Source organism: Serratia sp. Je.1.23.a, from assembly GCF_051129805.1.
GTDB classification, from domain to species: Bacteria; Pseudomonadota; Gammaproteobacteria; order Enterobacterales; family Enterobacteriaceae; genus Serratia; species Serratia liquefaciens.
Window position 1 is genome coordinate 55,075 of record NZ_JBCPSR010000001.1, and the last position, 26,155, is coordinate 81,229.

Genomic DNA, 26,155 nt, shown 5'->3' on the forward strand with positions numbered 1-26,155 from the left:
TACTGCGCGGGCGTTAGCCTAACGCCCGCTGGAAGATCCCATCATTGACCTGCTGTGGCGTAATCACGCCGCTGTCAAACACCCAACCGCTGATAAGCTTCGCCGGTGTGACGTCAAACGCCGGGTTGTAAACCTGCGCATCGGTTGGCGCCCATTGGCATGAGCCAAAACTGCCCGACACACCGGTCACCTCAGCTGCGGCGCGTTGCTCGATAGGGATGGCTGCGCCGTTCGGACAGTGGGGGTCGTGCGTTGTATGCGGGGCGGCAACGTAGAAGGGGATGTTGTGGTAATGCGCCAGGACTGCCAGGCTGTAGGTGCCTATTTTATTGGCAACGTCACCGTTGGCAGCGATGCGATCGGCCCCCACCCATACGGCGTCGACCTGGCCCTGCGCCATCAGACTGGCAGCCATGGAGTCGCAAATTAACCGATAAGGAATACCCAACTCGCCCAGCTCCCAGGCGGTCAAACGGCCACCCTGCAGCAGCGGCCGGGTTTCATCCACCCACACCTGCTGCACTTTGCCCTGCTGATGGGCGCGTAGTAGCACACCAATGGCAGTACCGACGCCAGCGGTCGCCAAGCCACCGGTATTGCAATGGGTCAGCAGGCGACTGCCGGGTTTTACCAGTTCGGCCCCGTGGTCGGCAATGCGATCGCACAATTTGCGGTCTTCTTCCACTAGCCGCAAGGCTTCTTCCACCATCGTCGGCACCCATTGCGGTTGCGCCAGCGCCAGCTTCATGCGGTCCAGATTGTTCATCAGATTGACCGCCGTCGGCCTTGAAGCACGCAGAGTGATCAGTGCCTGCTCAAGCTGTTCACGCGGCAGCCCACGTTCTGCCAACAGGGCCAACAGCAGGCTGGCGGACAGGCCGATCAGCGGTGCGCCCCGCACCCGCAAGGTATGAATATGATCAACCAGTTCCTCTACGCTGTCGCAGGTTCGCCACTGTTTTTCCTGCGGCAAAGCCTGCTGATCGAGGATCCAAAGTCGGTTGTCACGCAGGGTCAAACTGGTGGTGTTAAGCGCTTGCATCGGCGGTTAATTCCTTGTTGCGTAGTTATTGCATCTGGAAAGCTATTCTGCCAACATGACTTCCAGATGTATAGACGTCCAAATGCTTTTACGTCTAAAAAATAATAATCGATGTGTCAGAGAGACAGGAAAGAGGGGTTGGGAATGTCGCATTATCGTACGTTTACTGCTGCCGATGCCGTTGAGTATGCTCGCCAATACGGACAGTTAGCCGATCCGCAGGCGCTGGTGAGCGCTGACGAGATTGGTGACGGCAATCTGAACCTGGTGTTCAAGATCCGCGATCGCGATGGCGTGAGCAGGGTGATCGTTAAACAGGCGCTGCCGTATGTACGCTGCGTGGGCGAATCCTGGCCACTGACCCTGGATCGGGCACGGATCGAAGCGGAAACTCTGTTGATCCACGGCGGTTTTTGCCCAAGACATACGGTAAAAGTGTTGCATCATGCTCCCGAGCTGGCGGTGATGGTGCAGGAAGATCTTTCCGACCACCATATCTGGCGCAGTGAATTGCTCAAGGGCCACTATTACCCGCTGGCGGCCGGGCAATTGGCGGAATATTTGGCGCAGACCCTGTTCCATACCTCCGACTTTTATCAGACGGCACAGGCAAAAAAGGCCGAAGTTAGTCGCTTCACCAACCCTGAACTGTGCCAGATCACCGAAGATCTTTTCTTTACCGATCCCTATATCGATCATGAGCGTAATCAGTTTGACCCGGTGCTGCTGCCCCAGGTGCTAGAGCTGCGTAGCGATTCCGCGTTGAAACTGGCGGTGGCTGGACTGAAACATCGCTTTCTGAGCAAGGCGGAAGCGTTGCTGCACGGCGATATCCACAGCGGCTCAATTTTTGTTGCGGAAGGCAAGTTGAAGGCGATAGACGCCGAGTTTGGTTTCTATGGGCCGATCGGGTTTGACGTCGGCAGCGCCTTGGGCAATCTGTTGTTGAACTACTGCGGTCTGCCGGGGCTGTTAGGGCCGCGTGACGCCGCCGCCGGGCGAGAACAACGCCTGCAGGATGTGCGTGAACTCTGGCTGATTTTTGCCGATCGCTTCCTGGCGCTGTGCCACCAATACACTCGTGAGCCGGCGCTGGCGGTGCCAGGTTACGCCGAGCAGTTCCTGCAGCAGGTGTGGACGGATGCGGTAGGTTATTGTGGCAGCGAACTGATTCGCCGCACTATCGGTCTGGCACACGTGGCCGATCTGGACAGTATTAGCGATGCCGAGATGCGTGCAGAATGCCAGCGCCACGCATTGAGCCTTGGCCGAGCGCTGATCGTTAATGCGTCGCAGATCGAACATATCGATGCACTGCTGGCGCGCATTCGCCAAAACGGCTAGCAGCCTGACGGATGCGGCGAGGAAGGGTGCTCATGGATCTGTCGTAACAACCAACAGGCGGGGCGAGCCCCGCCGTTGGGTTGCCTTACCGTTCGGGTTCGTAAGCCAAAATGGCTGCAACCTCCGTGTCCCCCAGTTTGATGCGCAATTCACACAGTGAACCGCGAGTGATCCACATCAGCGCGATAAGCGTTATGCAGATAATCATCAGCCTAAGAACGACCCGTTCCTGCTGCATTTTTGACCTCCTTATCCTTGCCTTCCGGCGGGTAAGAGGCTAACCTGACGTTGCTTAGACGTTCAGAGTGGCCTCGGGTTGATGTATCGACTCGGGGCCTTTCTCTTTCTATCCTCGACTAAACTCAAGCTCCGGACAGAAAGATCCAGAGCACCCACCGGCAGTCTATCCGATAATCCCCAGGGTTAAATTAGCCGTTCTGGTAACGTTGCGAACGGCTGCGCATTTCTCAGTGGAAATAAAAAAGGGGCGATGATTATCGCCCCTGAGTGCACGTGTTTATTGCCGTTACGCGGCTTCGGTATGCTTCTGGCGCTTATCCTGCTTTAGCGGCTTTTCCGGCTTGCTGGCCGCCAGCGCATCCGGCTCGAAATCATCCACGTTGATGGAACGCAGACGGCTCTCTTCGGCTTTCACCAGGATCTTCGCTTCATCGGCGCTGATTTTGCCTTCTTCCAGCGCCCGTTGTGCCAAACGATCCAGTCGGGTGAATGGCAGGTTTTTACCACTCTCCTTACACAGACGCAGGTGAATCGGCTCTGCGGCAATCACGTCCTCCAATGCGGCTTCCAACAGGCCTACCGGGTTATGCTCGCTCGGCGTCAGATACTGACCGCGCCCCAGACGGCTGCGGGTGGCAGACGGCTGTTGGAGGATCTTGGCCAATTGATGATCCAGACGGTCAGAAGGTGCAGTATGCACGCGGCCGAACGGGAAGATCACGAAGCGCATCGCACCGGCGATAAAGCGGTTCGGGAAGTTGCGCAGCAGATCGTCCAACGCTTGTTCCGCCTGGTGCAGACTGTCCTGCACGCCCCAGTGAACCAGCGGTAAATCTTCTTTCTGACGGCCTTCGTCTTCAAAACGTTTCAGCGTAGCGGAAGCCAGGTACATTTGGCTGAGAATATCCCCGAGACGGGCCGAGATACGTTCGCGGCGCTTCAGGCTGCCGCCCAGCACCCCCATAGAAACGTCCGACAGCAGCGCCAGGTTAGCGCTCAGGCGGTTCAACTGCTGATAATAGCGACGAGTCGCGTCTTTGGTCGGTGTGCCACTGGTGCGGCCGTTGGTCAGGCCCAGCCAGAAGCTGCGCACCTTGTTGCTGCCTACGTGACCCAGATGGCCGAACAGCGATTTATCGAAGGCGTTCAGGTCGTTATTTTGCGCTGCCGCCATTTCATCCAGTACATAAGGATGGCAACGGATAGCGCCCTGACCGAAGATCATCATGGTACGGGTCAGGATATTCGCGCCTTCCACCGTGATGGCGATAGGCGCGCCCTGATAGGCACGGGCCAGGAAGTTGGATTTGCCCAGCATGATGCCTTTACCGCCGGCAATATCCATTGCATCGATGATTGCCTGCTGGCCTCTGTGGGTACAGTGGTATTTCACGATGGCCGACAGCACCGCCGGTTTCTCGCCCAGCATCAGGCCGCTGGTGATCAGCGTAGCCGCGGCATCCATCACATAGGTGTTACCGGCGATACGCGCCAGTGGCTCTTCGATGCCTTCCATTTTGCCGATCGAGATTTTGAACTGACGGCGGATATGGGCGTAAGCGCCAATGCCCAACGCCATGGATTTCACGCTACCGGTGGAGTTGGAAGGCAAGGTGATGCCACGGCCTACCGACAGACATTCAACCAGCATGCGCCAGCCCTGACCGGCCATTTTTGGCCCGCCAATGATGTAATCGATAGGTACGAACACGTCGTTACCGCGGGTAGGGCCGTTTTGGAACGGCACGTTCAGCGGGAAGTGACGGTTACCGATTTCAACGCCCGGAGTGCTGGTTGGGATCAGCGCACAGGTGATGCCCGGTGATTCGTTATTGCCCAGCAGGTGGTTCGGGTCATAAAGTTTGAACGCCAGGCCCAGCACGGTCGCCACCGGTGCCAGCGTGATGTAGCGCTTGTTCCAGGTCAGGCGCATGCCCAACACCTGCTCACCTTGCCACTCACCCATGCAGACGGTACCGACATCCGGAATAGCGCCGGCATCGGAACCCGCTTCCGGGCTGGTCAGGGCGAAACAAGGGATCTCGTCGCCGCGCGCCAGGCCCGGCAAATAATGATTTTTCTGCTCGTCAGTCCCGTAATGCTGCAGCAGTTCGCCCGGACCGAGGGAGTTCGGCACGCCAACGGTGATCGCCAGAATGCCGGAAACGCCAGCCAGTTTTTGCAGCACGCGAGCCTGAGCATAAGGAGAGAATTCCAGGCCGCCATATTCTTTCTTGATGATCATTGCGAAGAAGCGGTGTTCTTTCAGGTACGCCCACAGTTCCGGCGGCAAATCGGCCAGTTCGTGAGTGATCTGGAAGTCGTTGGCCATGCGGCAAGCTTCTTCCACCGGGCCGTCAATAAACGCCAGCTCTTCGGCGGTCAGCTGTGGTTTCGGGTAATTATGCAGCTTGTTCCAGTCCGGCGTCCCGCGGAACAGATCGCCTTCCCACCAGGTGGTACCGGCTTCGATCGCTTCCTTTTCGGTGGTGGACATAGGCGGCATTACCTTGCGGAACGCACGCAGCGCCGGTGCAGACAGCATCGAACGGCGCAGTGACGTGATGTTCAGCGGCAGCAGGATAATCGCCAGCGGCAGCAGCATCCAGAAGGTCCAAAGACCGATGGCGCCCATGGCGGCGGTGTATGCCAGCAGGATAAGGCTACTGAGGGTGAGGTTCACTCGGTGATAGAACACCACACCAATGAGTGCCAGTAAAACAACAATACTAAGAACCATCATAAGAAGCTCCAAAGTGGCAAGAGGTCTGACCTGTTGTGTGTATGTAATAGGTTTTAGTACAAGCCCATATTTTTATCAATGCATTTACAGTTTAATTACAACTTAAGTCACAATCTGACCGCACCAATCATCAAAAACCTCAGCGGCACCTCAACGAAGGCGCTGTTTGACTCAGAGTGCTTCTCGGTTTTTCCCCGATCCGGTACACTGCGGGGCGGAAGATTGACGATAACAAGAGGTTCCTCATGTACCACGACCTTATTCGCAGTGAACTGAACGAAGCGGCCGATACCCTGGCGAAATTTATCAATGACGATGCCAATATCGACGCCATTCAACGCGCGGCAGTGCTGCTGGCCGATTCCTTCAAAGCCGGCGGGAAAGTCATTTCCTGCGGTAACGGTGGCTCCCACTGTGACGCCATGCATTTTGCCGAAGAGCTGACCGGCCGCTACCGTGAAAACCGCCCAGGCTATCCGGCAATTGCCATTTCCGACGTCAGCCACCTGTCTTGCGTCAGCAACGACTTCGGCTACGAGTATGTGTTTTCGCGCTATGTGGAAGCGGTAGGCCGCGAAGGCGACGTACTGTTGGGCATTTCCACCTCAGGTAACTCCGGCAACATCATTAAAGCTATCGAAGCGGCACGTGCCAAAGGGATGAAAGTGATCACCCTGACCGGCAAAGACGGCGGCAAAATGGCCGGTTCCGCAGACGTGGAAATCCGCGTACCGCACTTCGGTTACGCCGATCGCATCCAGGAAATTCATATCAAAGCGATCCACATCTTGATTCAGCTGATCGAAAAAGAGATGGTTAAGGCTTAACGGCTTTAGGGGGCGCACAGCCCCCGCTAATATTGTATTGGGGTTCGCGTGCTGCGCTCCAATAGACGGCGTCAGGGTGGTTAAGGAGTGGCAAGCGATGTGTGAACTGCTCGGGATGAGCGCAAACGTACCGACCGATATTTGCTTTAGCTTTACCGGGCTGGTTCAGCGCGGTGGCCGTACCGGGCCACATAAAGATGGTTGGGGCATTACCTTCTATGAAGGGAACGGTTGCCGCACGTTTAAAGATCCCCAGCCGAGTTTCGACTCGCCGATCGCCCGTCTGGTGCAAGAATATCCGATTAAGTCCTGTGCGGTGGTTTCGCATATCCGCCAGGCTAATCGCGGTGAAGTGGCGCTGGAGAATACACACCCTTTTACCCGTGAGCTGTGGGGCCGTAACTGGACCTACGCGCACAATGGCCAATTGAAAGGCTATCGCCAGTTGGAAACCGGCAACTTCCGTCCGGTCGGCCAGACTGACAGCGAATATGCTTTCTGCTGGTTGCTGCACCAGCTTTCCCTGAAATACCCACGCACTCCGAGCCGTTGGCCGCCGGTATTCCGCTATATCGCGCTGTTGGCGGATCAACTACGCCAGAAAGGGGTATTCAACATGCTGCTGTCGGACGGGCGTTTTGTGATGGCGTACTGCTCCACCAATTTGTATTGGATCACGCGTCGTGCGCCATTCGGCAAAGCTACGTTACTCGATCAGGACGTGGAGATTGATTTCCAGCAGCAGACCACACCCAACGATGTGGTCACGGTGATTGCCACCCAACCGCTGACGGCGAATGAAACCTGGCACAAGATCGCACCAGGCGAATTCGCGTTATTTCACTTCGGTGAGCGGCTTGGCCTGAGCGAAGGGATTGGTGCTGACAGCGGGAGCCGTGGTTGACGCATACTGCGTCATCTGGCTGCTGCTCATCAACGGTTGGCCCAGCACGTACTGACCGTTGGATACCCCCACCATTGGCGGTTGATGGTTTTTGACGAAGTAGTCATAACCCGGCTTCAACTGGCGCCAAAAAGCGATGTAGTTAGACGAACTGTGTCGCTTCAGGTTTTGATCGGTCATGCGGAACGGGTAGATACTGATATCAATCCGGCTCTGACCATAAGCGAACGCGGCTTCGACGTAACGATAAATCTCATCCATATAGGTGTTGGTCATCGCGTAACACCCAATCGATTTACATTCACCGTGGATCATCAGATAAGCGCCGGAATACCCCTGTGATTTATCGTAATCATTAGGGAAGCCGATATTTATTGCCCGATAATACTTACTGTCGGGTTTCAGATGGCGCGAGTCGACGCTATAAAAGCCTTCCGGACTTTTAAAGTCACCTTCACGACGTTTCGGGCCGAGGCCGCCGGAGAAATTGCAGATAGGGAAAGAGTTCACCAGGCGGAATTCATTGCCCATTTTGGCATACAACTCCAGCGTGCGTTCTTCTTTGAATATCTGAATATAAACCGGTGAACCCACTAATTGCTGCTTAACCACCGGCGCCTCGGGAACCTGCTCGCTGGCGCTGCAGGCCGTGATCATCGGCATAGAAAAAAGCATCGCAAACAACAACGCGATTTTGCTCATTATTATTCCTGCTTATATTTATCTGCTGGCTCAATGTAAACATGGCCAACATGCCACTGATTATTGTTTTACGGTCTTAAAACACCGTCAGATTACCAGCGTGTTCTTTTTTAGCAATATGCGATGTGTATAAAAAAACTACAAACTTCGATAAAAGTGAATCGACAGGCAGATTTTAACGATTAGTGGTGTAAAACAGCGAAAATTTAATTGCGTTTGCTTGACTCAGGTCACTGCCCAGCGCAGAAAAATGTTGTGAAAAATGTTAATATCCCGGCTCGAATTAATCTGCTGTTACGTCCGCAGAATGAGGTGTTGAGCTTACTTCTCGGGGGGATTGAATCACCCCTGCGGCAACAAAGTATTAACAGCGTTTTTAGCGCGCAAAAATGGATCCAGGAGTTAATCAACGGAATGTTCGCGACCCCATTTTGTCAGTGCGAAAGATTTCATGTTGAGCGTGATGCCGTTGCGCTTAACCCAGAGGCTGCTGATGCAGTCTCATCATCCAGGCATCGTCAGCACCAGCCTCTGGGGCCGGTAAGACGTGTGAAACTAACCAACATCGTATAAATCTTATGATTAAAATCAGAAAAGGGTTAGATCTGCCCATTGCCGGAACACCGGTTCAGGCAATTCATGACGGCCCAATCATTCAGCATGTCGCCCTGCTTGGGGAAGAATACGTCGGAATGCGCCCGTCCATGCTGGTGCAGGAAGGCGATAGCGTTAAGAAAGGTCAGGCGCTGTTCGAAGATAAAAAGACCCCCGGCGTATTCTTCACTGCGCCAGCCAGCGGCCGGATCGTAGCCATCAACCGTGGTGAACGGCGCGTTTTGCAGTCGGTGGTGATCGCCATCGAAAATGGCGGTGACGAACAGCTGGAGTTTGCCCATTACCCGATGGCGGAACTGGCCATGTTGCCGCGCGAGCAGGTCGAAAGCGAACTGATCGCCAGCGGCTTGTGGACGGCGTTGCGCACCCGCCCTTTCAGCAAAACCCCTGTACCGGGAACGACGCCGCGTGCCATATTCGTTACCGCCATGGACAGCCAGCCGCTGGCTGCCGATCCGTTGGTGATCATTACCGAACAACTGGCGGCATTTAACGCCGGGTTATCGGTATTGGCACGCTTGACCGACGGTAAAGTCCACGTCTGTCACGCATCAGGTGCGAACCTGGGCAAGCAGCCGGATGCACAGGTGACCTATAACGAGTTTGCCGGCCCGCATCCTGCCGGGTTGGTGGGGACCCATATCCACTTCCTCGAACCGGTCAGTTTGAAAAAAACCGTCTGGCATATCGGTTATCAGGACGTGATCGCTATAGGGACGCTATTCACTACCGGCAAGCTCGATACCGATCGGGTGGTGGCGCTGGCCGGCCCGCAGGTGGAACAGCCACAGCTGCTGCGTACCCGCCTGGGGGCCAGTCTCGATGAACTGACCGCCGGCCGTCTTAAAGCCGGTGAAAATCGGGTGATTTCCGGCTCGGTGCTGAGCGGCACCCACGTCGCCGGCCCTAACGCCTATCTTGGTCGTTTCCACTCGCAGGTTTCCGTGCTGGAAGAAGGGCGTGATAAACAGCTGTTCGGCTGGATCGCGCCGTCGCCGGATAAATTCTCTATCACCCGCACCACGCTGGGCCATTTCCTGAAAAACAAGCTGTTCGCCTTCTCGACCACCACCCACGGTGGCGAACGCGCCATGGTACCGATCGGCAACTATGAGCGGGTGATGCCGCTGGACATTCTGCCGACGCTGCTGCTGCGTGACCTGCTGGCGGGTGACAGCGACAGTGCACAGGCGCTGGGCTGTCTGGAGCTGGATGAAGAAGATCTGGCGCTTTGCACCTTCGTCTGCCCCGGCAAGTATGAATACGCTCCGGTGCTGCGCGACGTGCTGACCAAGATTGAGCAGGAAGGATAACCGATGGGCCTGAAGAACTTTTTTGACAAAATCGAGCATCACTTCACTCCGGGCGGCAAGCTGGAAAAGTGGTACCCGCTGTTTGAAGCCACGACGACGGTGTTTTACACCCCGGGTTTGGTGACACGCGGCGCTTCGCACGTGCGCGACGCCATCGATCTGAAACGCATGATGATCCTGGTATGGCTGGCCGTTTTCCCGGCGATGTTCTGGGGTATGTACAACGTTGGCCAACAGGCCATTCCGGCGCTGCATCACCTCTACAGCGGCGATCAGCTGCAACAGGTATTAGCGGGCGACTGGCACTACCGGCTGGCGCAATGGTTGGGGGCTTCTTTGGCGGCGGACGCCGGCTGGGTCAGCAAAATGGTGCTGGGTGCCTGCTACTTCCTGCCGATATACGCCGTGGTGTTTCTGGTCGGCGGATTTTGGGAAGTGCTGTTCGCTATCATTCGCAAGCACGAGATTAACGAAGGTTTCTTTGTTACCTCGATTCTGTTTGCGCTGATTGTGCCGCCCACGCTGCCGCTGTGGCAGGCCGCGCTGGGGATTACCTTCGGCGTGGTGGTGGCGAAAGAAATTTTCGGCGGCACCGGGCGCAACTTCCTTAACCCGGCATTGGCGGGGCGCGCTTTCCTGTTCTTCGCTTATCCGGCGCAGATTTCCGGTGACCTGGTGTGGACCTCCGCCGACGGTTTCTCCGGCGCAACGCCGCTGGCGCAATGGAGCGCGGGTGGGGCGCACAGTCTGAGCAACGTCGCTACCGGCCAGTCAATCAGCTGGATGGATGCGTTTCTCGGCAACATTCCCGGCTCCGTCGGGGAAGTTTCCACGCTGATGATCCTGCTTGGCGGGGCGATAATCCTGTTCGGCCGTGTGGCATCCTGGCGCATCGTCGCCGGCGTGATGCTGGGCATGATGGCTACCGCCTTCCTGTTTAATTCCATCGGTTCTACTACTAACCCGCTGTTCGCCATGCCGTGGTACTGGCACCTGGTGTTAGGTGGTTTCGCCTTCGGCATGATCTTTATGGCCACCGATCCGGTTTCCGCCTCGTTCACCAATAAGGGGAAATGGTGGTACGGCATCCTGATTGGTGTGATGTGCGTGCTGATCCGGGTGGTCAATCCGGCCTATCCGGAAGGCATGATGCTGGCGATCCTGTTCGCCAACCTGTTCGCGCCGCTGTTCGATTATCTGGTGGTGCAGGCCAACATCAAGCGGAGAAAAGCCCGTGGCGAATGAATCTAAAAACGACAGCATCGGTAAAACGCTGCTGGTGGTACTGCTGTTGTGCCTGGTGTGTTCTGTGGTGGTGGCGGGTTCCGCCGTCGGCCTGAAGTCCAAACAGCAGGAACAAAAGCTGCTCGACAAGCAGCGCAATATCCTCGATGTGGCTGGCCTGCTGCAACCGAAAATGGAGGGCGAGCAGGTCAAAACGCTGTTCACCCAACGCATCGAACCCCGGTTGCTGGATTTAAACAGTGGTGAGTTTGTTACCGGCAAGGCAGCGGCGTTCGATCTGGCTGCGGCATTGCGTGATGACAGCAAAAGTGCGGCGTTGCCAGCGGCTGACGATCCGGCGGGCATCAAACGCCGCAGTAACCAGGCAGAAATCTATCTGGTGCGTGACGACAGCGGCGCAGTGAACAAAATTGTGCTGCCGGTTTACGGCACGGGCCTGTGGTCAATGATGTACGCCTTTGTTGCGCTGGATAATGACGGTAACACGGTGAAAGGCATTACTTACTACCAGCAAGGGGAAACCCCGGGCCTGGGTGGTGAGGTTGAGAATGCCAGCTGGCGCCAGCAGTGGGTCGGTAAAAAGCTGTTTGACGATAACGGGCAACCGGCGATCCGCGTAGTGAAAGGCGGAGCGCGTCAGGGAGATGAACACGGGGTGGACGGCTTGTCCGGCGCCACGCTGACCTCCAACGGCGTGCAGCATACTTTTGACTTCTGGTTGGGCGAGCACGGCTTTGGCCCGTTCCTGAAAAAAGTTCGTGAAGGAGCGCTGAAAAATGGCTGATTCCAAAGAGATTAAACGGGTCCTTTTAGGGCCTCTGTTCGACAACAACCCGATCGCCCTGCAGGTGTTGGGCGTCTGCTCCGCGCTGGCGGTGACCACCAAGCTGGAAACGGCGGTGGTGATGACCATCGCGGTGACGCTGGTTACGGCGTTTTCCAGCTTCTTTATTTCGTTGATCCGTCACCATATTCCGAACAGCGTGCGCATTATCGTGCAGATGGCGATTATCGCCTCGCTGGTGATCGTGGTCGATCAGCTGCTGCGCGCCTATGCGTTCGAGATTTCCAAACAGCTGTCGGTGTTCGTTGGCCTGATCATCACCAACTGTATCGTGATGGGGCGCGCCGAAGCCTATGCCATGAAGTCGCCGCCCATCGAGAGTTTCATGGACGGTATCGGCAATGGGCTGGGGTACGGGGTGATCCTGGTGCTGGTTGGCTTCCTGCGTGAGCTGTTCGGTTCCGGCAAGCTGTTCGGCATCCCGGTGCTGGAAACGGTACAGAACGGCGGTTGGTATCAGCCAAACGGTTTGTTCCTGTTGGCACCGAGCGCGTTCTTTATCATCGGCCTGCTGATTTGGGCGCTCCGCACCCTGAAACCAGCGCAGATCGAAAAGGAGTAATGGCCGATGGAACATTATATCAGCCTGTTTGTACGCGCAGTGTTCGTAGAGAACATGGCGTTGGCGTTCTTCCTGGGGATGTGTACCTTCCTGGCGGTATCGAAGAAGGTCTCGACCGCCTTTGGTTTGGGGATTGCGGTTACCCTGGTGCTCGGCATCTCCGTGCCGGTGAACAACCTGGTCTACAACCTGATCCTGCGTGATGGCGCGCTGGTGGAAGGCGTTGATCTGAGCTTCCTCAACTTCATCACCTTTATCGGCGTGATTGCTGCGCTGGTGCAGATTCTGGAGATGATCCTCGATCGCTTCTTCCCGTCGCTGTACAACGCACTCGGCATTTTCCTGCCGCTGATCACCGTGAACTGCGCCATCTTCGGCGGTGTGTCCTTCATGGTGCAACGTGACTACAACTTCGCCGAATCGGTGGTGTACGGCTTCGGTTCCGGCACGGGCTGGATGTTGGCGATAGTCGCGATGGCGGGGATCCGCGAAAAACTCAAGTATGCCAATGTCCCCGCAGGGTTGCGCGGCCTGGGCATTACCTTTATCACCACCGGGCTGATGGCGTTGGGCTTTATGTCCTTCTCCGGTGTTCAGTTGTAAAGGCGGGAAGAATTTATGGAAATTATTTTAGGCGTCGCGATGTTTACCGCCATCGTTATGGTGCTGGTATTGCTGATCTTGTTCGCCAAATCGAAGCTGGTGAACACCGGCGATATTGCGGTGGAAGTGAATGGCGATTTGGACAAAAGCTTTACCGCTCCGGCGGGCGACAAGCTGCTGAATATGCTCTCCAGCCAGGGGATCTTCGTTTCGTCCGCCTGTGGCGGCGGCGGTTCCTGCGGGCAATGCCGGGTGGTGATCAAAGAGGGCGGCGGCGATATCCTGCCGACTGAACTGTCGCACATCAACAAGCGTGAAGCGAAAGAGGGTTGCCGCCTGGCCTGTCAGGTGAACGTGAAGCAAAACCTGAAAATCGAGCTGCCGGAAGAAATCTTTGGCGTGAAGAAGTGGGAGTGCGAAGTTATCTCCAACGATAACAAAGCCACCTTTATCAAAGAGCTGAAGCTGAAAATTCCTGACGGTGAAGACGTGCCGTTCCGTGCCGGTGGTTTTATTCAGATCGAGGCGCCGGCGCACGACATCAGCTATGCCGATTTCGATGTGCCGGAGGAGTACCGCGGCGACTGGGACAAATTCAACCTGTTCCGCTATCGCTCAGTGGTGAATGACACCACGGTGCGCGCCTATTCCATGGCAAACTATCCGGATGAAAAGGGCATTATCATGCTCAACGTGCGTATCGCTACGCCACCGCCGCGCGATCCTGACGTGCCGCCGGGCATTATGTCTTCCTATATCTGGTCGCTGAAGGCCGGTGACAAGGTGACTATCTCCGGGCCGTTCGGCGAGTTCTTTGCCAAGGATACCGACGCCGAAATGATCTTTATCGGCGGTGGTGCCGGCATGGCGCCAATGCGTTCACACATCTTTGACCAGCTCAATCGCCTGAAGTCCAAGCGCAAAATCACCTTCTGGTACGGCGCGCGTTCGCTGCGTGAGATGTTCTACGAGGACGATTTCAACCGGTTGCAGGAAGAGAATGAAAACTTTACCTGGCACGTGGCGCTTTCCGATCCGCAGCCAGAGGATAACTGGACGGGTTACACCGGCTTTATCCATAATGTTCTATTGGAAAACTATCTGCGCAACCACCCGGCGCCGGAAGACTGCGAATTCTACATGTGCGGTCCGCCAATGATGAATGCCGCGGTGATCAAGATGCTGAAAGATCTGGGCGTCGAAGACGAAAATATCATGCTGGATGACTTTGGTGGCTAAATGCGCGTAGGGGCAATGAAGGGCTGGATGACGACGGTGGTGCTGAGCGCCACCCTGTTATTGACCGGTTGCGGGCCGGAGCAGGTGAATCTCGAGGGTAAAACCATGGGGACCTCCTATTCGATCCGCTACGTCACCGGCGACGACACGCCGTCCGCCGGCAAGATACAGGCAGAGATCGACAAGCGGTTGGAGTTGGTGAACGACCAAATGTCCACCTATCGTCCTGGCTCGGAACTGAGCCGCTTCAACGCCAGTCGCGCAGTGGATAAAACCTTCCCGGTGTCGGCCGCGACGGCAGAAGTGGTGCTGGAGGCGCTGCGTATCAACCGCGTTACCGACGGCGCGCTGGACGTAACCGTCGGGCCGCTGGTTAACCTGTGGGGCTTCGGGCCTGAAGGGCGACCGGACAAGGTGCCGAGCGCCGCCGCACTGGAGCAGCGCCGCGCCTGGACTGGCATCGACAAGCTGTCGGTACAGGGCAACGCGTTGGTCAAACGCATTCCGGAGCTGTATGTCGATCTTTCCTCGATTGCCAAGGGGTACGGGGTGGATGTCATTGCTCAGTACCTGCAGTCGCAGCAGGTGAAAAACTACATGGTCGATATTGGCGGTGAGGTGCGCACTCGCGGCCACAACGGTGAGAATAAACCGTGGCGTATCGCCATTGAGCGGCCGACCGCCGGCATGGAGCAGAAAGCGCAATTGGTGATCCAACCCGGTGAGATGTCGATAGCCACCTCGGGGGATTACCGTAACTATTTCGAACAGGATGGCGTGCGGTATTCGCATACTATAGATCCGATCACCGGCCGGCCGATCCATCACCACCTGGTGTCGGTCACGGTGTTGAGCCCAACCTGCATGGCGGCAGACGGTTTGTCGACCGGATTAAACGTACTGGGGCCGGAACGCGGCATGGCATTGGCGAACCTGATGGGGATCCCGGTGTTCATGATTGTGAAAACTGCCACCGGTTTTGAAGAGCGCTACTCTGAGGCGTTTAAACCCTATTTGAACAAGCACTCGTGAGGTCGCTATGTTGACGGTATTTGTCGCCACCTTCGTGTTGTTTCTGCTGATTGTCGGCGGTATGTCCCTGGGCTACGTGTTTAAACGTAAAAGCCTGCAGGGCAGCTGCGGCGGCATTTCGGCGCTGGGGATGGATAAGGTCTGCGACTGTCCGGAACCTTGCGATGCGCGGAAAAAACGCCTGGAGAAAGAGGCGTTGCGCCAGCAGCAGTTGGAAAAGCACCGGATTATCTGACTTGGAAAAGCATCGGATTATCTGACTACAAAGGGCGCATGCAGCGCCCCTTTTTTTATCGGTTATTTGGCCTGGCGAAAGTTTTTCGCATCGGCCGGTGAGTTGACCATCACCCCGTCTACCCCAAGCGCCAGCGCCTGCTGGTAGTCTGCCGGGGTGTTAATACCAAACAGAATGATGTGCGCTGGGCCTTGCGAACGGAAGCAGTCGATCGATTCTTTATCCCAGGTCAGAAACGCCTTGGAGCGCCCCTCGCCCAGGGTAAATTTCTCCACCACTTCCACTTCCCGTTTCAGTTCCAACCCGTACCAGCGTGGCTTCTGGTTATCCGGCTTCAGTTCGCACAGGTGTGACAGGCTGATATTCGCCAGCAGGTCGCGGGTTTCATCGCGGGTTTCGAAACGCTTGATAGCCGGCGGTAGCGCCTGCAAATATTTGGCATCGGTGGAGTAGACGCGAGTGCGGTTCAGGCTGTCGGTTTTTTCCAGGGTTGCCAGCAAGGTTTTACCGAACTGGGCCGGATTGGCATCCGGTGACTTGATGTCCAGATAGAAATTGACCTTGGGGAAGTCGTTGAGTATTTCATCCAGCCGAGGAATGCCAATGCCTTTCCCCCGGAACGGGTGCGTTTCCCCTTTGGCGAATGACCAGCCGGCGTCAACTTTCGCCAGTTGTTCGGCGGTGTAAGCGGAGACCAGGCCCTGTTGGTTGGTCAGCGCTTTCAGGTCTGAGGGACGGTATAGCACGATAACGCCGTCTTTGGATTCCTGCAGCGTGATCCAAATGGCGTCGGCGCCGTTTTTCAGTGCGGTTTCAATTGCGACGCGAGTGTTTTCAGGTGCGTCGGCAGTGCCACCGCGGTGCGCAATAATGGCAGGGGCTGCGCTCGCGGCAAGGGATATCAGGGATAATGCTGAAGCGAATAAATAGACCGATAATGCTTTCATGTAGGGCACCTTCCTGTGCAAGGTTTATTGTTATCAATATCTGAGGCGATTAATTTGCCACAGCGTACTATTCAAAAATTACGCTTTTTTAACAAGTCGAAGATAATTGGGTGAAACCCTGTTTTATCCGAGCTGATCCGAGTTTTGCCGAGGCTTGAGCTTTCCATTATTGGCTGTATACTTATACAGTGTTATTGGAGGGGCGATGCGTAAAATCATTCATGTCGATATGGACTGCTTCTTCGCGGCGGTAGAAATGCGCGACGATCCCAGCCTGCGCGATATTCCGTTGGCGATTGGCGGCAGCGCCGACCGGCGTGGGGTGATCAGCACCGCCAACTATCCTGCACGTCGCTATGGCGTACACAGTGCCATGTCGACGGCGATGGCGCTCAAGCTTTGCCCGCACCTTAAGCTGCTGCCCGGCCGCATGGCGGCGTACAAGGAAGCCTCGCTGCATATCCGTGAAATTTTTGCCCGCTACACCCCGTTGATCGAACCGCTGTCTCTGGATGAAGCCTATCTGGACGTCACTGACTGCAGCCAGTGCAACGGCTCGGCGACGCTGATCGCCGAACAAATCCGCCAGGCGATAGCCGATGAACTGAACCTCACCGCGTCTGCCGGTGTCGCGCCCATCAAATTCCTTGCCAAAATCGCCTCGGAGCTGAATAAGCCGAACGGCCAATACGTTATTACTCCGGCGCAGGTTCCCGCGTTTTTACAGCAACTGCCGTTGAGTAAAATCCCGGGCGTGGGAAAAGTGACCGCCAAACGGTTGGAAGAAGTGGGGTTGATCACCTGCGCCGACGTGCAGCAGTACGATCTGGCGGCGTTGTTAAAGCGCTTTGGCAAATTTGGCCGCGTACTTTGGGAACGCTGTCAGGGCATCGATCTGCGTGAGGTTTCGCCAGAGCGGCTGCGCAAGTCGGTGGGGGTAGAACGCACGCTGGCGGAGGACATTCATGCCTGGGAAGAGTGCGAAGCGCTGATCGTCGACAAACTGTATCCGGAGCTGGAAATGCGCTTGCGCAAGGTAAAACCGGATCTGCATATCGCCCGCCAAGGCGTAAAGCTGAAGTTTCAGGATTTCCAGCAAACAACGCAGGAACACGTTTGGCCAGTACTGAATAAAGACGATTTGATCAATGTAGCGCGTCAGGCATGGAGCGAAAGACGTGAAGGGCGTGGGGTGCGGCTGGTAGGCTTGCACGTGACGCTGCTGGATCCGCAGCTAGAGCGCCAGCTGTTGCTGCCGTGGGAATAACAAGGGCGCAATGCAATATTGCACCCTTGCTTGCACAGCACGGTATTTTTTAGGGTTCAGTACACCGAACCCGGCAAATTACGCGCGCTCTGGGATAGCCTTCAGCAGTGCCGTCAGCAGTTTCCAGTACAGGCCCACGCTTTCGATATGCACCTGCTCATCCGGCGAATGTGGCCCGGTGATGGTCGGCCCAATCGACACCATATCCATATTCGGGTACGGCTTTTTAAACAGGCCGCATTCCAGCCCCGCGTGGATCACCATGATGTTTGGCGTCTTGTTGAACAGATCCTGATAGATCTCGCGTACCAAATGCATGACCGGTGAGTCAGCGTCCGGTTGCCAGCCAGGGTAGCCGCCTTTCGGGGCCACTTTGGCGTTGGCCAACTGGCCCAGCGCGGTCAGCATGCCGACCACGTAATCTTTACCGCTGTCGATCAACGAACGGATCAGGCAGATGATTTCTGCTTCGCTGTCGCTGGTGGTCACTACGCCCACGTTCAGTGAGGTTTCCACCACGCCTTTCACCGCGTCGCTCATGCGGATCACACCGTTTGGCGTGCCGTTGAGCAGTGCCAGGAAACGCTGTTGGCTGTCTGCGGTCATCGCCTGAGACGTGCTGGTGGTTGGCTCCAGCAGAACGGTGATGTTCTTCTCTTTAGCGGACAGCTCATTTTGCAGGGTGGCCAGGAACGCCTGGCTCAGTGCTTTGAGCTCATCGGCCTTAGCTGCCGGTAAGGCAACCACGGCAGAAGCTTCACGCGGGATGGCGTTGCGCAGGGTGCCGCCATTCAGGTCCAGCACACGTAGATTCAACGCCGCGGCATTATCGAACAGGAAGCGCGCCAGCAGTTTGTTGGCGTTGCCCAGACCGACGTGAATATCCGCGCCGGAGTGGCCGCCTTTCAGGCCCTTGATCGTCAGCTTCAGGGTCTGGTAACCGGCCGGTACGGCTTCACGCTGCAGCGGCAGGGTGGTGATGAAATCAATACCGCCGGCGCAACCCATGTAGATCTCGCCTTCTTCTTCGGAATCGGTGTTGATCAGGATATCCGCCTGCAGCCAGTTAGCCTGCAGCCCGAATGCACCGTCCATGCCGGCTTCCTCGGTCATGGTCAGCAGCACTTCCAGCGGACCGTGCTCGACGCTATCGTCTGCCAGCACCGCCAGCGCGGAGGCCATGCCGATGCCGTTGTCGGCGCCCAGCGTGGTGCCGCGCGCTTTGATCCACTCACCGTCGATATACGGCTGAATCGGATCCTTGGTGAAGTCGTGCACGGTGTCGTTATTTTTCTGCGGCACCATGTCCAGGTGCGCCTGCAGGGCAACCGGCTTGCGGTTTTCCATGCCTTTGGTGGCCGGCTTGCGCAGCAGGATATTGCCTACCTGGTCACGCTCGGCGTGGAGGTTTTTCTCTTTGGCCCATTCGAGGATGTGCTGCGCCAGCGCTTCTTCATGATAAGAAGGGTGTGGAATAGAGCAGATTTTGGCAAAAATATCCCACAGCGGCTGTGGCGAAAGTTGAGACAATTCAGACACAATAAGTCTCCTGTAACGGCATTCACGGCATAGCGGGAATACCGCTCGGTTAGGGTTAGGGGCATCTGTGCGGTTTTGGCACGATCTCCAGAGAATATCACTTTCTACCGGGCGGTGCCCGTCCCGAATTGTGCTGTTTAAGCGCTTGATCACACTAGTTTGCTGCGCTGCAGTTCATTTTTTCAGCATCAATCACCAGAGGAAATACTTATGATTTCCACGGTACAACTGGTATTCGGCGCGCCCAGTCTCTATAATCTCGCGCAACCTTTTTTCCCCTGATTACTGAATAAGCCACACCCTGGCTGGCTGGGACACCATTCTATGAGCGAAAAATACGTTGTTACCTGGGACATGCTGCAAATGCAAGCGCGCAAACTGGCTCACCGCCTGCTGCCCGTAGACCAATGGACAGGCATTATTGCCGTAAGCCGCGGCGGCCTGGTGCCGGCAGCCTTACTGGCGCGTGAACTGGGTATTCGCCATGTGGATACCGTATGCATTTCCAGCTATGACCATGACAACCAACGCGAAATGAAAGTGCTCAAGCGCGCTGAAGGCGACGGTGAAGGCTTTATCGTCATCGACGATCTGGTGGATACCGGTGGTACTGCAAAAGCCATCCGCGAGATGTACCCGAAAGCGCATTTCGTCACCATCTTCGCCAAGCCGGCAGGTCGCCCGCTGGTGGACGATTATGTGGTTGATATCCCACAGGATACCTGGATCGAACAGCCATGGGATATGGCGGTGACCTTCGTACCACCGATCGGCGGTCGTTAAGTTCGACAGGCTGTTCCATTAAAACGCCCGGTTTCGCCGGGCGTTTTCGTTATTTTGGTTTATCGCCCCAGAGTTAGGTACACTACCTCCAGTTGATTAGGCTGTTTGCGGCCTATAGCCAGATTTACGGAGGCTGTTGTTACCATGGCACAAGCCAACCTTTCTGAAATTCTGTTCAAACCCTCATTTAAACATCCTGAGACCTCGACGCTGGTGATGCGCGCGCGCAACAAAGTCAGCGCCGATCTGCATTCCACGCTGGAAGGCAACACCGTCAGCAACTGGTATCGCATGCTTAACCCGCTGTTGTGGGCCTGGCGCGGCGTTGATCCGATCGAAATCAACGAAGTGCTGGCGCGCATCGCAGTCGCCGATGTGGAGCACACCAACGACAAATGGCTGGATACCGTGGTCGGTTACCGTAACGGCAACTGGATTTACGAATGGGTACACCAGGGCATGCGCTGGCAACAGAGCGCGTTGGAACAGCAGGATCCTTTGATCGGCGGTCAGCACTGGCTCAACGCCGCCAATTTTTACAGCATCGCCGGCTACCCGCACCTGAAAGGGGACGAACTTGCCGAGCAGGCCGAAGCGCTCTCCTGTCGGGCTTACGAAGAAGCCGCGCTGTTGCTGCCTTATCAGTTGAAAGAGCTGGAGTTCCGCATTGAGGGCGGCAGCAGCATCAATGGCTTCCTGCACCTGCCGGAAAAGGGCGAGGCCCCGTTCCCGACGGTGTTGATGTGTGGCAGTCTGGACACGCTGCAAACTGACTATCACCGCCTGTTCCGCGATTATCTGGCACCGCACGGCATCGCCATGCTGACCATCGATATGCCTTCCATCGGCTCCTCATACAAGTGGAAGCTGACGCAAGATTCCAGCTTCCTGCATCAGCAGGTGCTGATCCAACTGGCCTCGGTGCCGTGGGTCGATCATCAGCGCGTCACCGCGTTTGGCTTCCGTTTTGGTGCCAACGTGGCGGTACGTCTGGCCTATCTGGAGCCACAGCGGCTGCGGGGCGTGGCTTGTCTGGGGCCGGTGGTGCATCGCCTGCTGTGCGACAGCAAAACGCAACAGCATGTGCCGGACATGTACATGGATGTGCTGGCCAGCCGGATGGGGATGGCCAACGCGTCGGATAACGTGCTGAAGGTGGAGCTGAACAGTTATTCGCTGAAAACCCAAGGGCTGTTGGGCCGCCGTTGCCCGACGCCAATGCTGGCCGGTTACTGGGATCAGGATCCGCTCAGCCCGAAAGAAGAAGCGCAGCTGATCGCATCGTCCTCGCTGGACGGCAAACTGATCGCCATACCGCGCGCCCCTGTCTACAGCAGTTTCCACAAGGCGTTGCTGCAAATGACCCACTGGATGAAAGATAAAATGCGTTAATTAGTTGCTAAATTTTAACAGTTTGTTAAAAAGAGTGGTCTACATTGAGGAGGTTAAAGAATGACGTTACCGAGTGGTCACCCTAAAAGCCGACTAATGAAACGTTTCGCCAGCTTGGGGCCGTACCTGCGTGAAGGGCAGTGTGAGAACGACCGTTTTTTCTTTGATTGTTTAGCCGTGTGCGTCAATGTTAAGCCCGCTCCAGAGAAGCGCGAATTCTGGGGTTGGTGGATCGAACTGCATGCCGAAGATACGCGTTTCACCTACGCCTATCAGTTTGGCCTGTTTGATAAAGATGGGCACTGGACGCCGGAAAAGATTAAAGATGCTGAAGTGAAAACCAAGTTGGAAACCACTCTGCGTGATTTCCACCGTCGTCTGGGCGAGCTGCTGACCACCATGGAACTGACGCTTGAACCGGCCGAGAATTTCAAAGAGAAACTGATTAAACTTTCCGCCTGACCCCGTTAGACCACAAGTATTCTGCTGATTTCGCGTTGTGCCTGTTGGCATAACGCGTCTCTCCTGCTACAAAGTCCTTTGCACTCTTATTCTCATCATATCCTATAGCTTTCGAGTTGCGGCTAGGCGGCAAGTGCAGGAATCCGCAGGAGCTTACCAAGGTAAGTGACTGGGGGGATTGCGAGTAGCCAACAACGCTGCAGCTTGAAAGATGACGGATAAATTACACGGCAGAAATACTATGAACGGCAGCCAGACACTGGTTGTGAAATTGGGCACCAGCGTGTTGACCGGCGGATCGCTGCGTCTTAACCGTGCTCACATTGTCGAACTGGTACGCCAGTGCGCACAACAGCATGCAGCGGGTCACCGCATCGTTATCGTCACCTCCGGCGCGATTGCCGCCGGGCGCGAACATTTGGGTTACCCCGAACTCCCCGCCACCATCGCCTCCAAGCAGCTGCTGGCGGCGGTCGGGCAGAGCCGGCTGATTCAACTGTGGGAGCAACTGTTTTCCATTTACGGCATCCACGTCGGGCAGATGTTGCTGACGCGCGCCGATCTGGAAGACCGTGAACGCTTCCTCAACGCGCGTGACACCATGACCGCGCTGCTGGACAACCGTATCGTGCCGGTAATCAATGAGAACGACGCGGTAGCGACCGCAGAAATCAAGGTGGGCGACAACGACAACCTGTCTGCGCTGGCGGCGATCCTGGCCGGGGCCGACAAGTTGCTGTTGCTGACCGATCAGCAAGGCTTGTACACCGCCGATCCACGTAATAACCCGCAGGCGGAACTGATCCGTGAAGTGCACGGCATCGACGATGCGCTGCGGGCCATCGCTGGCGACAGCGTTTCCGGCCTGGGCACCGGCGGCATGGGCACCAAGCTGCAAGCTGCCGACGTGGCTTGTCGCGCCGGCATCGACGTGATCATTGCCGCTGGCAGCAAGCCGGGCGTGGTGGCGGACGTTATTGAAGGTAAACCGGTGGGCACGCGTTTCCACGCGCTGGAAACCCCGTTGGAAAACCGCAAACGCTGGATCTTTGGCGCACCGCCAGCGGGTGAGATTACCGTCGACGACGGCGCGGTCGATGCGATTATGGCGCGCGGCAGTTCGCTGCTGCCGAAGGGCATTCGCGAAGTGAAAGGCGATTTCTCCCGTGGTGAAGTGATCCGCATCCGTAACCTGGCGGGGCGCGATTTGGCCCACGGCGTCAGCCGCTATAACAGCGACGCGATGCGTATGATTGCCGGTCATCACTCGCAGGAAATCAGCGAAATTCTCGGTTATGAATACGGCCCGGTGGCAGTGCACCGCGACGATATGATAGTCAGTTAAGGAGTGAGCATGCTAGAGCAAATGGGGAAAGCCGCCAAACAGGCTTCCTGGCAACTGGCGGTGCTGAGCACGGCGAAGAAAAACCAGGTGTTGTCGGTCATCGCCGACCGGTTGGAAGCCGAAAGCGAAGTGATTTTGCAGGCTAACGAGCAGGATATGGCGCAGGCACGCGCCAGCGGGATGAGCGAAGCGCTGCTCGATCGCCTGCTACTGACCCCGGCGCGACTGGCGGCGATCGCCAACGATGTGCGCCAGGTGTGCCGTTTAAACGACCCGGTCGGCCACGTGTTGGACGGTAGCCTGCTGGACAGCGGGCTGAAACTGGAACGCCGTCGCGTGCCGTTGGGCGTGATTGGCGTGATTTATGAAGCACGGCCAAACGTCACCATCGACGTTGCCAGCCTGTGCCTGAAAACCGGCAACGCGGTGATCCTGCGTGGCGGTAAAGAAACCCACCATACCAATCAGGCGACGGTGAAAGTGATCCAGCAGGCGCTGGAACAGTGCGGCCTACCGGCGGCGGCAGTACAGGCTATCGACAGCCCGGATCGCGCGTTGGTGAATGAACTGCTGCGCCTGGATCGCTACGTCGATATGCTGATCCCACGTGGTGGCGCGGGGCTGCACAAGCTGTGTCGCGAACAGTCGACCATCCCGGTGATCACTGGCGGTATCGGCGTTTGCCACACCTACGTTGATGACAGCGTTGATTTCGACAAGGCGCTGACGGTGATAGAGAACGCCAAAATTCAGCGCCCAAGCGCCTGTAACTCGCTGGAAACGCTGCTGGTGAACCGCAACATCGCCGCAGAGTTCCTGCCGGCGCTGAGTGCCAGAATGGCGGCGGTGGGGGTTATCCTGCACGCGGCGGAGAATGCCATGCCGCTGCTGCAAGACGGCCCGGCAACGGTGGTGGCGGTGGCGGCAGAAGATTATGACGACGAATGGCTGTCGTTGGATCTGAACGTGGCGCTGGTGGACGATATCGATCAGGCCATCGACCATATCCGTACCCACGGCACCAGCCACTCCGACGCGATCCTCACCCGTTCACTGAGCAGCGCCGAGCACTTTGTGCGTGCGGTGGACTCCAGTGCGGTATATGTGAATGCCAGCACCCGCTTCACCGACGGCGGCCAGTTCGGTCTGGGTGCAGAAGTGGCGGTCAGCACGCAGAAACTGCATGCCCGCGGTCCAATGGGCCTGGACGCTCTGACCACCTACAAGTGGATCGGCTACGGCGACGATTTGGTTCGCAGTTAACGTTTAGTATGGCGTTGAGATTTCATGTAGGGGCGCAGCATGCTGCGCCCTTTTTGTATGCTGGGTCATACCAGAACTGGCATTGTTGCAGGCCCAAAGAAACTATTCTGAAAGTCGGCTCTGTGCCAGGAGTGGACGTTATTAACACTATGGTGTGTTAATAAATGTTGGGTAGAACATCTCTCAGATGTTTTATACTAAAAATAAAAAAGGTATTATTTCTATTCAACCTCAACTTTTTCGACAACAAAGCCATCTTTGCTAAAAAAGTCCAAAACTCGTTCAATGTTACCTATACCCCATTGGTTGGATATTACTATTACTTCACCTGATTCGAGCTCAATCAGATCATCGTCATTCATGTGGTATCGATTTTTTCTCTCATCACTAATACATTCAGCTAGAGCTATCGTACGGTTTTTTATGACGCCAAATAATTTTTTTCTCAGCTCATCGAAGTTAGCAGGATTATTCTTTTCTATCCAATCAGTAAAAATTTCTAATGCAAGATTTCTTTTGTTTAGGACAAGTCCTTTGTATCTATAACTTGAATAATCCCTCTCTGATTTTTTAGAGCTGGCAATCTGCTCTATACGCTTCTCTCTAAATCTAACTTGGTATTCGTTCAGTTCGGGGACCGGTATTATCTGCTCTGCATTGATTAGAACTTCACCTTTGAAATTATAAGGTGTTATTTTTACGCAGCTAATGTCAACGCCTTTATCCCTTAGCCAGATTGCCGTAGTAGTAAGTTCCTTACTAAATCCAGCCGATGCCAATATGACTCTTATATCTTTTCCAAAGTCGACAAGCTCTGTATCTTGAAGTTCAACAAAGTCTAGTATTTTTTCTTTAGCATCGATATCAATATTGTTTTTATGAAGATAGGCCTGATAATATTCACATGCCTTAGAAAAACTCATAGTAGATATCATCGCCGCATATCTCAATGCTTGGAGCTCCATATGAGCACCAATCTCGTCACGCTTTAACTCTATTACTACAAGGTTTGCCTGTTTATCAATAGCTAATATGTCAATCCTTCGGCGACTATCTTCCCAATCAGAGAATTCTTCGGCGATGACAAGACAATCAGGTGCCAATATGGTGATGTTATTTTTAATTGCCTCTTGCAAATCATAACGCTCTTGCAATCCTTCAATAGAAAACGTAGTTCTCTCTAAAGGTGTCAATGTTTTGTTGGAAATGTTATATAAAGCCACAAAAACTCCTTTTTAAACCTAACTGATAATAATTAAATGAATCGTTAAATATCACTTTTCCTTGTTAATAACATACCTCTGTTGTGAGTTGTGTGCCAATGAGAAATTTACGTCTGCTCCTCGATCATAGCGGCCCAATATTAAAGGTTTTCCATATAATAGAACGCTTTCATCAGTTCTTCTTCGGTTTGTGGTGATACCAAACTTGCCCCAGAATCTTCCTCAACTTTTATCAAAAGCTCACTGCGGGTAATTCCTAACCTGTTTGCCACATGGTTAGCACAACTTCGTGCGTGAGAAGCTCTGTGTGCCAAGGGCCTTGCCGTATCCAAAACTCTTGTCCTCGATGATGAATGAGACATTAGTTCCTCCTTAAACAGATACACTTGGATAACTCGTTCTTCGCTGCCAAAGCTTTCTGGGTGGGCGTTCAACTATAAGGCA

At 55.4% G+C, this 26,155-nt stretch carries 25 protein-coding genes; 18 read left to right on the forward strand and 7 right to left on the reverse strand.

What is annotated here, in order from left to right:
• Positions 1-13: 13 nt before the first annotated feature.
• Positions 14-1,042 carry an S-methyl-5-thioribose-1-phosphate isomerase gene (gene mtnA / locus AAZT04_RS00315; RefSeq protein ID WP_046374428.1) on the reverse strand — a complete coding sequence of 343 codons (1,029 nt, stop codon included), beginning with the start codon at positions 1,040-1,042 and terminating at the stop codon, positions 14-16.
• 144 nt (positions 1,043-1,186) lie between these two features.
• Here mtnA and mtnK point away from each other — a divergent pair, with 144 nt between their 5' ends.
• Positions 1,187-2,386, forward strand: coding sequence for an S-methyl-5-thioribose kinase (gene mtnK, locus AAZT04_RS00320; RefSeq protein WP_434678606.1), 1,200 nt, complete (start codon positions 1,187-1,189; stop codon positions 2,384-2,386).
• 85 nt (positions 2,387-2,471) lie between these two features.
• On the opposite strand, the gene AAZT04_RS00325 is transcribed toward mtnK, so the two are convergent.
• The gene (locus AAZT04_RS00325; protein ID WP_041414251.1) at positions 2,472-2,624 is read right to left on the reverse strand and encodes a Hok/Gef family protein; all 153 of its coding nucleotides are present in this window, start codon (positions 2,622-2,624) and stop codon (positions 2,472-2,474) included.
• A 288-nt stretch (positions 2,625-2,912) separates the two neighbouring features.
• Positions 2,913-5,369 (reverse strand): acyl-CoA dehydrogenase FadE, encoded by a 2,457-nt coding sequence (gene fadE / locus AAZT04_RS00330; RefSeq protein ID WP_434678608.1) that lies wholly within the window; start codon positions 5,367-5,369, stop codon positions 2,913-2,915.
• Positions 5,370-5,614: 245 nt separating this feature from the next.
• Here fadE and lpcA point away from each other — a divergent pair, with 245 nt between their 5' ends.
• Together lpcA and AAZT04_RS00340 are read left to right on the forward strand one after the other, a co-directional pair.
• Positions 5,615-6,196, forward strand: a complete 582-nt coding sequence (gene lpcA, locus AAZT04_RS00335; protein WP_004949058.1) for a D-sedoheptulose 7-phosphate isomerase — start codon at positions 5,615-5,617, stop codon at positions 6,194-6,196.
• A gap of 97 nt (positions 6,197-6,293) precedes the next feature.
• Entirely contained in the window at positions 6,294-7,100 is an 807-nt protein-coding gene (locus AAZT04_RS00340) for a class II glutamine amidotransferase (RefSeq protein WP_020825364.1), read from the forward strand.
• Here AAZT04_RS00340 and dpaA read toward each other — a convergent pair.
• Positions 7,032-7,802 (reverse strand): peptidoglycan meso-diaminopimelic acid protein amidase, encoded by a 771-nt coding sequence (dpaA, locus tag AAZT04_RS00345; protein ID WP_020825365.1) that lies wholly within the window; start codon positions 7,800-7,802, stop codon positions 7,032-7,034. The two genes, AAZT04_RS00340 and dpaA, sit on opposite strands and share 69 nt — an antisense overlap.
• A 255-nt stretch (positions 7,803-8,057) precedes the next feature.
• Between dpaA and AAZT04_RS00350 the strand changes: the two genes are divergently transcribed.
• From AAZT04_RS00350 to nqrM, 9 genes are read left to right on the forward strand one after another with little or no spacing between them, the layout of a single operon-like run.
• The gene (locus tag AAZT04_RS00350; RefSeq protein WP_123905311.1) at positions 8,058-8,375 is read left to right on the forward strand and encodes a hypothetical protein; all 318 of its coding nucleotides are present in this window, start codon (positions 8,058-8,060) and stop codon (positions 8,373-8,375) included.
• A 5-nt stretch (positions 8,376-8,380) separates the two neighbouring features.
• The gene (locus AAZT04_RS00355) at positions 8,381-9,730 is read left to right on the forward strand and encodes a Na(+)-translocating NADH-quinone reductase subunit A (protein ID WP_048759715.1); all 1,350 of its coding nucleotides are present in this window, start codon (positions 8,381-8,383) and stop codon (positions 9,728-9,730) included.
• 3 nt (positions 9,731-9,733) lie between these two features.
• Entirely contained in the window at positions 9,734-10,975 is a 1,242-nt protein-coding gene (locus AAZT04_RS00360; RefSeq protein ID WP_020825367.1) for an NADH:ubiquinone reductase (Na(+)-transporting) subunit B, read from the forward strand.
• A complete protein-coding gene (locus AAZT04_RS00365) occupies positions 10,965-11,759 on the forward strand; it encodes a Na(+)-translocating NADH-quinone reductase subunit C (protein WP_020825368.1) in 795 nt (264 codons plus the stop codon). Before AAZT04_RS00360 ends, AAZT04_RS00365 begins: the two co-directional genes overlap by 11 nt.
• Positions 11,752-12,381, forward strand: a complete 630-nt coding sequence (locus AAZT04_RS00370) for an NADH:ubiquinone reductase (Na(+)-transporting) subunit D (protein WP_020825369.1) — start codon at positions 11,752-11,754, stop codon at positions 12,379-12,381. Before AAZT04_RS00365 ends, AAZT04_RS00370 begins: the two co-directional genes overlap by 8 nt.
• Positions 12,382-12,387: 6 nt before the next feature.
• Positions 12,388-12,984 carry an NADH:ubiquinone reductase (Na(+)-transporting) subunit E gene (gene nqrE, locus AAZT04_RS00375; protein WP_012005400.1) on the forward strand — a complete coding sequence of 199 codons (597 nt, stop codon included), beginning with the start codon at positions 12,388-12,390 and terminating at the stop codon, positions 12,982-12,984.
• Positions 12,985-12,999: 15 nt separating this feature from the next.
• Positions 13,000-14,223, forward strand: a complete 1,224-nt coding sequence (gene nqrF / locus AAZT04_RS00380; RefSeq protein WP_044548498.1) for an NADH:ubiquinone reductase (Na(+)-transporting) subunit F — start codon at positions 13,000-13,002, stop codon at positions 14,221-14,223.
• The gene (locus tag AAZT04_RS00385; protein WP_434678614.1) at positions 14,224-15,255 is read left to right on the forward strand and encodes an FAD:protein FMN transferase; all 1,032 of its coding nucleotides are present in this window, start codon (positions 14,224-14,226) and stop codon (positions 15,253-15,255) included.
• A gap of 7 nt (positions 15,256-15,262) precedes the next feature.
• The gene (gene nqrM / locus AAZT04_RS00390; RefSeq protein ID WP_427691855.1) at positions 15,263-15,490 is read left to right on the forward strand and encodes a (Na+)-NQR maturation NqrM; all 228 of its coding nucleotides are present in this window, start codon (positions 15,263-15,265) and stop codon (positions 15,488-15,490) included.
• Positions 15,491-15,552: 62 nt separating this feature from the next.
• Here nqrM and AAZT04_RS00395 read toward each other — a convergent pair whose 3' ends face one another.
• Positions 15,553-16,437: a glycerophosphodiester phosphodiesterase family protein gene (locus AAZT04_RS00395; RefSeq protein ID WP_020825373.1), complete on the reverse strand. Its 885-nt coding sequence runs from the start codon at positions 16,435-16,437 to the stop codon at positions 15,553-15,555.
• A gap of 205 nt (positions 16,438-16,642) precedes the next feature.
• Between AAZT04_RS00395 and dinB the strand changes: the two genes are divergently transcribed.
• Entirely contained in the window at positions 16,643-17,704 is a 1,062-nt protein-coding gene (gene dinB / locus AAZT04_RS00400; protein ID WP_046374422.1) for a DNA polymerase IV, read from the forward strand.
• Between the two features lie 78 nt (positions 17,705-17,782).
• On the opposite strand, the gene pepD is transcribed toward dinB, so the two are convergent.
• The gene (gene pepD, locus AAZT04_RS00405; protein ID WP_048759707.1) at positions 17,783-19,243 is read right to left on the reverse strand and encodes a beta-Ala-His dipeptidase; all 1,461 of its coding nucleotides are present in this window, start codon (positions 19,241-19,243) and stop codon (positions 17,783-17,785) included.
• Between the two features lie 324 nt (positions 19,244-19,567).
• On the opposite strand from pepD, the gene gpt reads away from it, so the two are divergent.
• The 5 genes from gpt (at position 19,568) to proA (ending at position 24,488) form a co-directional block, all read left to right on the forward strand.
• Positions 19,568-20,026, forward strand: coding sequence for a xanthine phosphoribosyltransferase (gpt, locus tag AAZT04_RS00410; RefSeq protein ID WP_044548512.1), 459 nt, complete (start codon positions 19,568-19,570; stop codon positions 20,024-20,026).
• A 144-nt stretch (positions 20,027-20,170) separates the two neighbouring features.
• Entirely contained in the window at positions 20,171-21,418 is a 1,248-nt protein-coding gene (frsA, locus tag AAZT04_RS00415; protein WP_044548514.1) for an esterase FrsA, read from the forward strand.
• A 60-nt stretch (positions 21,419-21,478) separates the two neighbouring features.
• The gene (gene crl / locus AAZT04_RS00420) at positions 21,479-21,880 is read left to right on the forward strand and encodes a sigma factor-binding protein Crl (protein WP_041414255.1); all 402 of its coding nucleotides are present in this window, start codon (positions 21,479-21,481) and stop codon (positions 21,878-21,880) included.
• 241 nt (positions 21,881-22,121) lie between these two features.
• A complete protein-coding gene (proB, locus tag AAZT04_RS00425; RefSeq protein ID WP_020825379.1) occupies positions 22,122-23,225 on the forward strand; it encodes a glutamate 5-kinase in 1,104 nt (367 codons plus the stop codon).
• A gap of 9 nt (positions 23,226-23,234) precedes the next feature.
• Positions 23,235-24,488: a glutamate-5-semialdehyde dehydrogenase gene (proA, locus tag AAZT04_RS00430; protein ID WP_261158381.1), complete on the forward strand. Its 1,254-nt coding sequence runs from the start codon at positions 23,235-23,237 to the stop codon at positions 24,486-24,488.
• A gap of 221 nt (positions 24,489-24,709) precedes the next feature.
• On the opposite strand, the gene AAZT04_RS00435 is transcribed toward proA, so the two are convergent.
• Positions 24,710-25,711: a membrane protein gene (locus tag AAZT04_RS00435; RefSeq protein ID WP_020825381.1), complete on the reverse strand. Its 1,002-nt coding sequence runs from the start codon at positions 25,709-25,711 to the stop codon at positions 24,710-24,712.
• Between the last annotated feature and the right edge of the window lie 444 nt (positions 25,712-26,155).

Excerpts from the sequence above, each read along its gene's own strand:
- lpcA (WP_004949058.1), top strand. The coding sequence starts at position 5,615 with ATGTACCACGACCTTATTCGCAGTGAACTGAACGAAGCGGCCGATACC.
- nqrM (WP_427691855.1), top strand. The coding sequence starts at position 15,263 with ATGTTGACGGTATTTGTCGCCACCTTCGTGTTGTTTCTGCTGATTGTC.
- AAZT04_RS00355 (WP_048759715.1), top strand. The coding sequence starts at position 8,381 with ATGATTAAAATCAGAAAAGGGTTAGATCTGCCCATTGCCGGAACACCG.
- gpt (WP_044548512.1), top strand. The coding sequence starts at position 19,568 with ATGAGCGAAAAATACGTTGTTACCTGGGACATGCTGCAAATGCAAGCG.
- nqrF (WP_044548498.1), top strand. The coding sequence starts at position 13,000 with ATGGAAATTATTTTAGGCGTCGCGATGTTTACCGCCATCGTTATGGTG.
- AAZT04_RS00340 (WP_020825364.1), top strand. The coding sequence starts at position 6,294 with ATGTGTGAACTGCTCGGGATGAGCGCAAACGTACCGACCGATATTTGC.
- fadE (WP_434678608.1), bottom strand. The coding sequence starts at position 5,369 with ATGATGGTTCTTAGTATTGTTGTTTTACTGGCACTCATTGGTGTGGTG.
- nqrE (WP_012005400.1), top strand. The coding sequence starts at position 12,388 with ATGGAACATTATATCAGCCTGTTTGTACGCGCAGTGTTCGTAGAGAAC.
- proA (WP_261158381.1), top strand. The coding sequence starts at position 23,235 with ATGCTAGAGCAAATGGGGAAAGCCGCCAAACAGGCTTCCTGGCAACTG.
- mtnK (WP_434678606.1), top strand. The coding sequence starts at position 1,187 with ATGTCGCATTATCGTACGTTTACTGCTGCCGATGCCGTTGAGTATGCT.
- frsA (WP_044548514.1), top strand. The coding sequence starts at position 20,171 with ATGGCACAAGCCAACCTTTCTGAAATTCTGTTCAAACCCTCATTTAAA.
- proB (WP_020825379.1), top strand. The coding sequence starts at position 22,122 with ATGAACGGCAGCCAGACACTGGTTGTGAAATTGGGCACCAGCGTGTTG.
- AAZT04_RS00385 (WP_434678614.1), top strand. The coding sequence starts at position 14,224 with ATGCGCGTAGGGGCAATGAAGGGCTGGATGACGACGGTGGTGCTGAGC.
- dpaA (WP_020825365.1), bottom strand. The coding sequence starts at position 7,802 with ATGAGCAAAATCGCGTTGTTGTTTGCGATGCTTTTTTCTATGCCGATG.
- AAZT04_RS00360 (WP_020825367.1), top strand. The coding sequence starts at position 9,734 with ATGGGCCTGAAGAACTTTTTTGACAAAATCGAGCATCACTTCACTCCG.
- dinB (WP_046374422.1), top strand. The coding sequence starts at position 16,643 with ATGCGTAAAATCATTCATGTCGATATGGACTGCTTCTTCGCGGCGGTA.
- AAZT04_RS00325 (WP_041414251.1), bottom strand. The coding sequence starts at position 2,624 with ATGCAGCAGGAACGGGTCGTTCTTAGGCTGATGATTATCTGCATAACG.
- crl (WP_041414255.1), top strand. The coding sequence starts at position 21,479 with ATGACGTTACCGAGTGGTCACCCTAAAAGCCGACTAATGAAACGTTTC.
- mtnA (WP_046374428.1), bottom strand. The coding sequence starts at position 1,042 with ATGCAAGCGCTTAACACCACCAGTTTGACCCTGCGTGACAACCGACTT.
- AAZT04_RS00395 (WP_020825373.1), bottom strand. The coding sequence starts at position 16,437 with ATGAAAGCATTATCGGTCTATTTATTCGCTTCAGCATTATCCCTGATA.
- AAZT04_RS00370 (WP_020825369.1), top strand. The coding sequence starts at position 11,752 with ATGGCTGATTCCAAAGAGATTAAACGGGTCCTTTTAGGGCCTCTGTTC.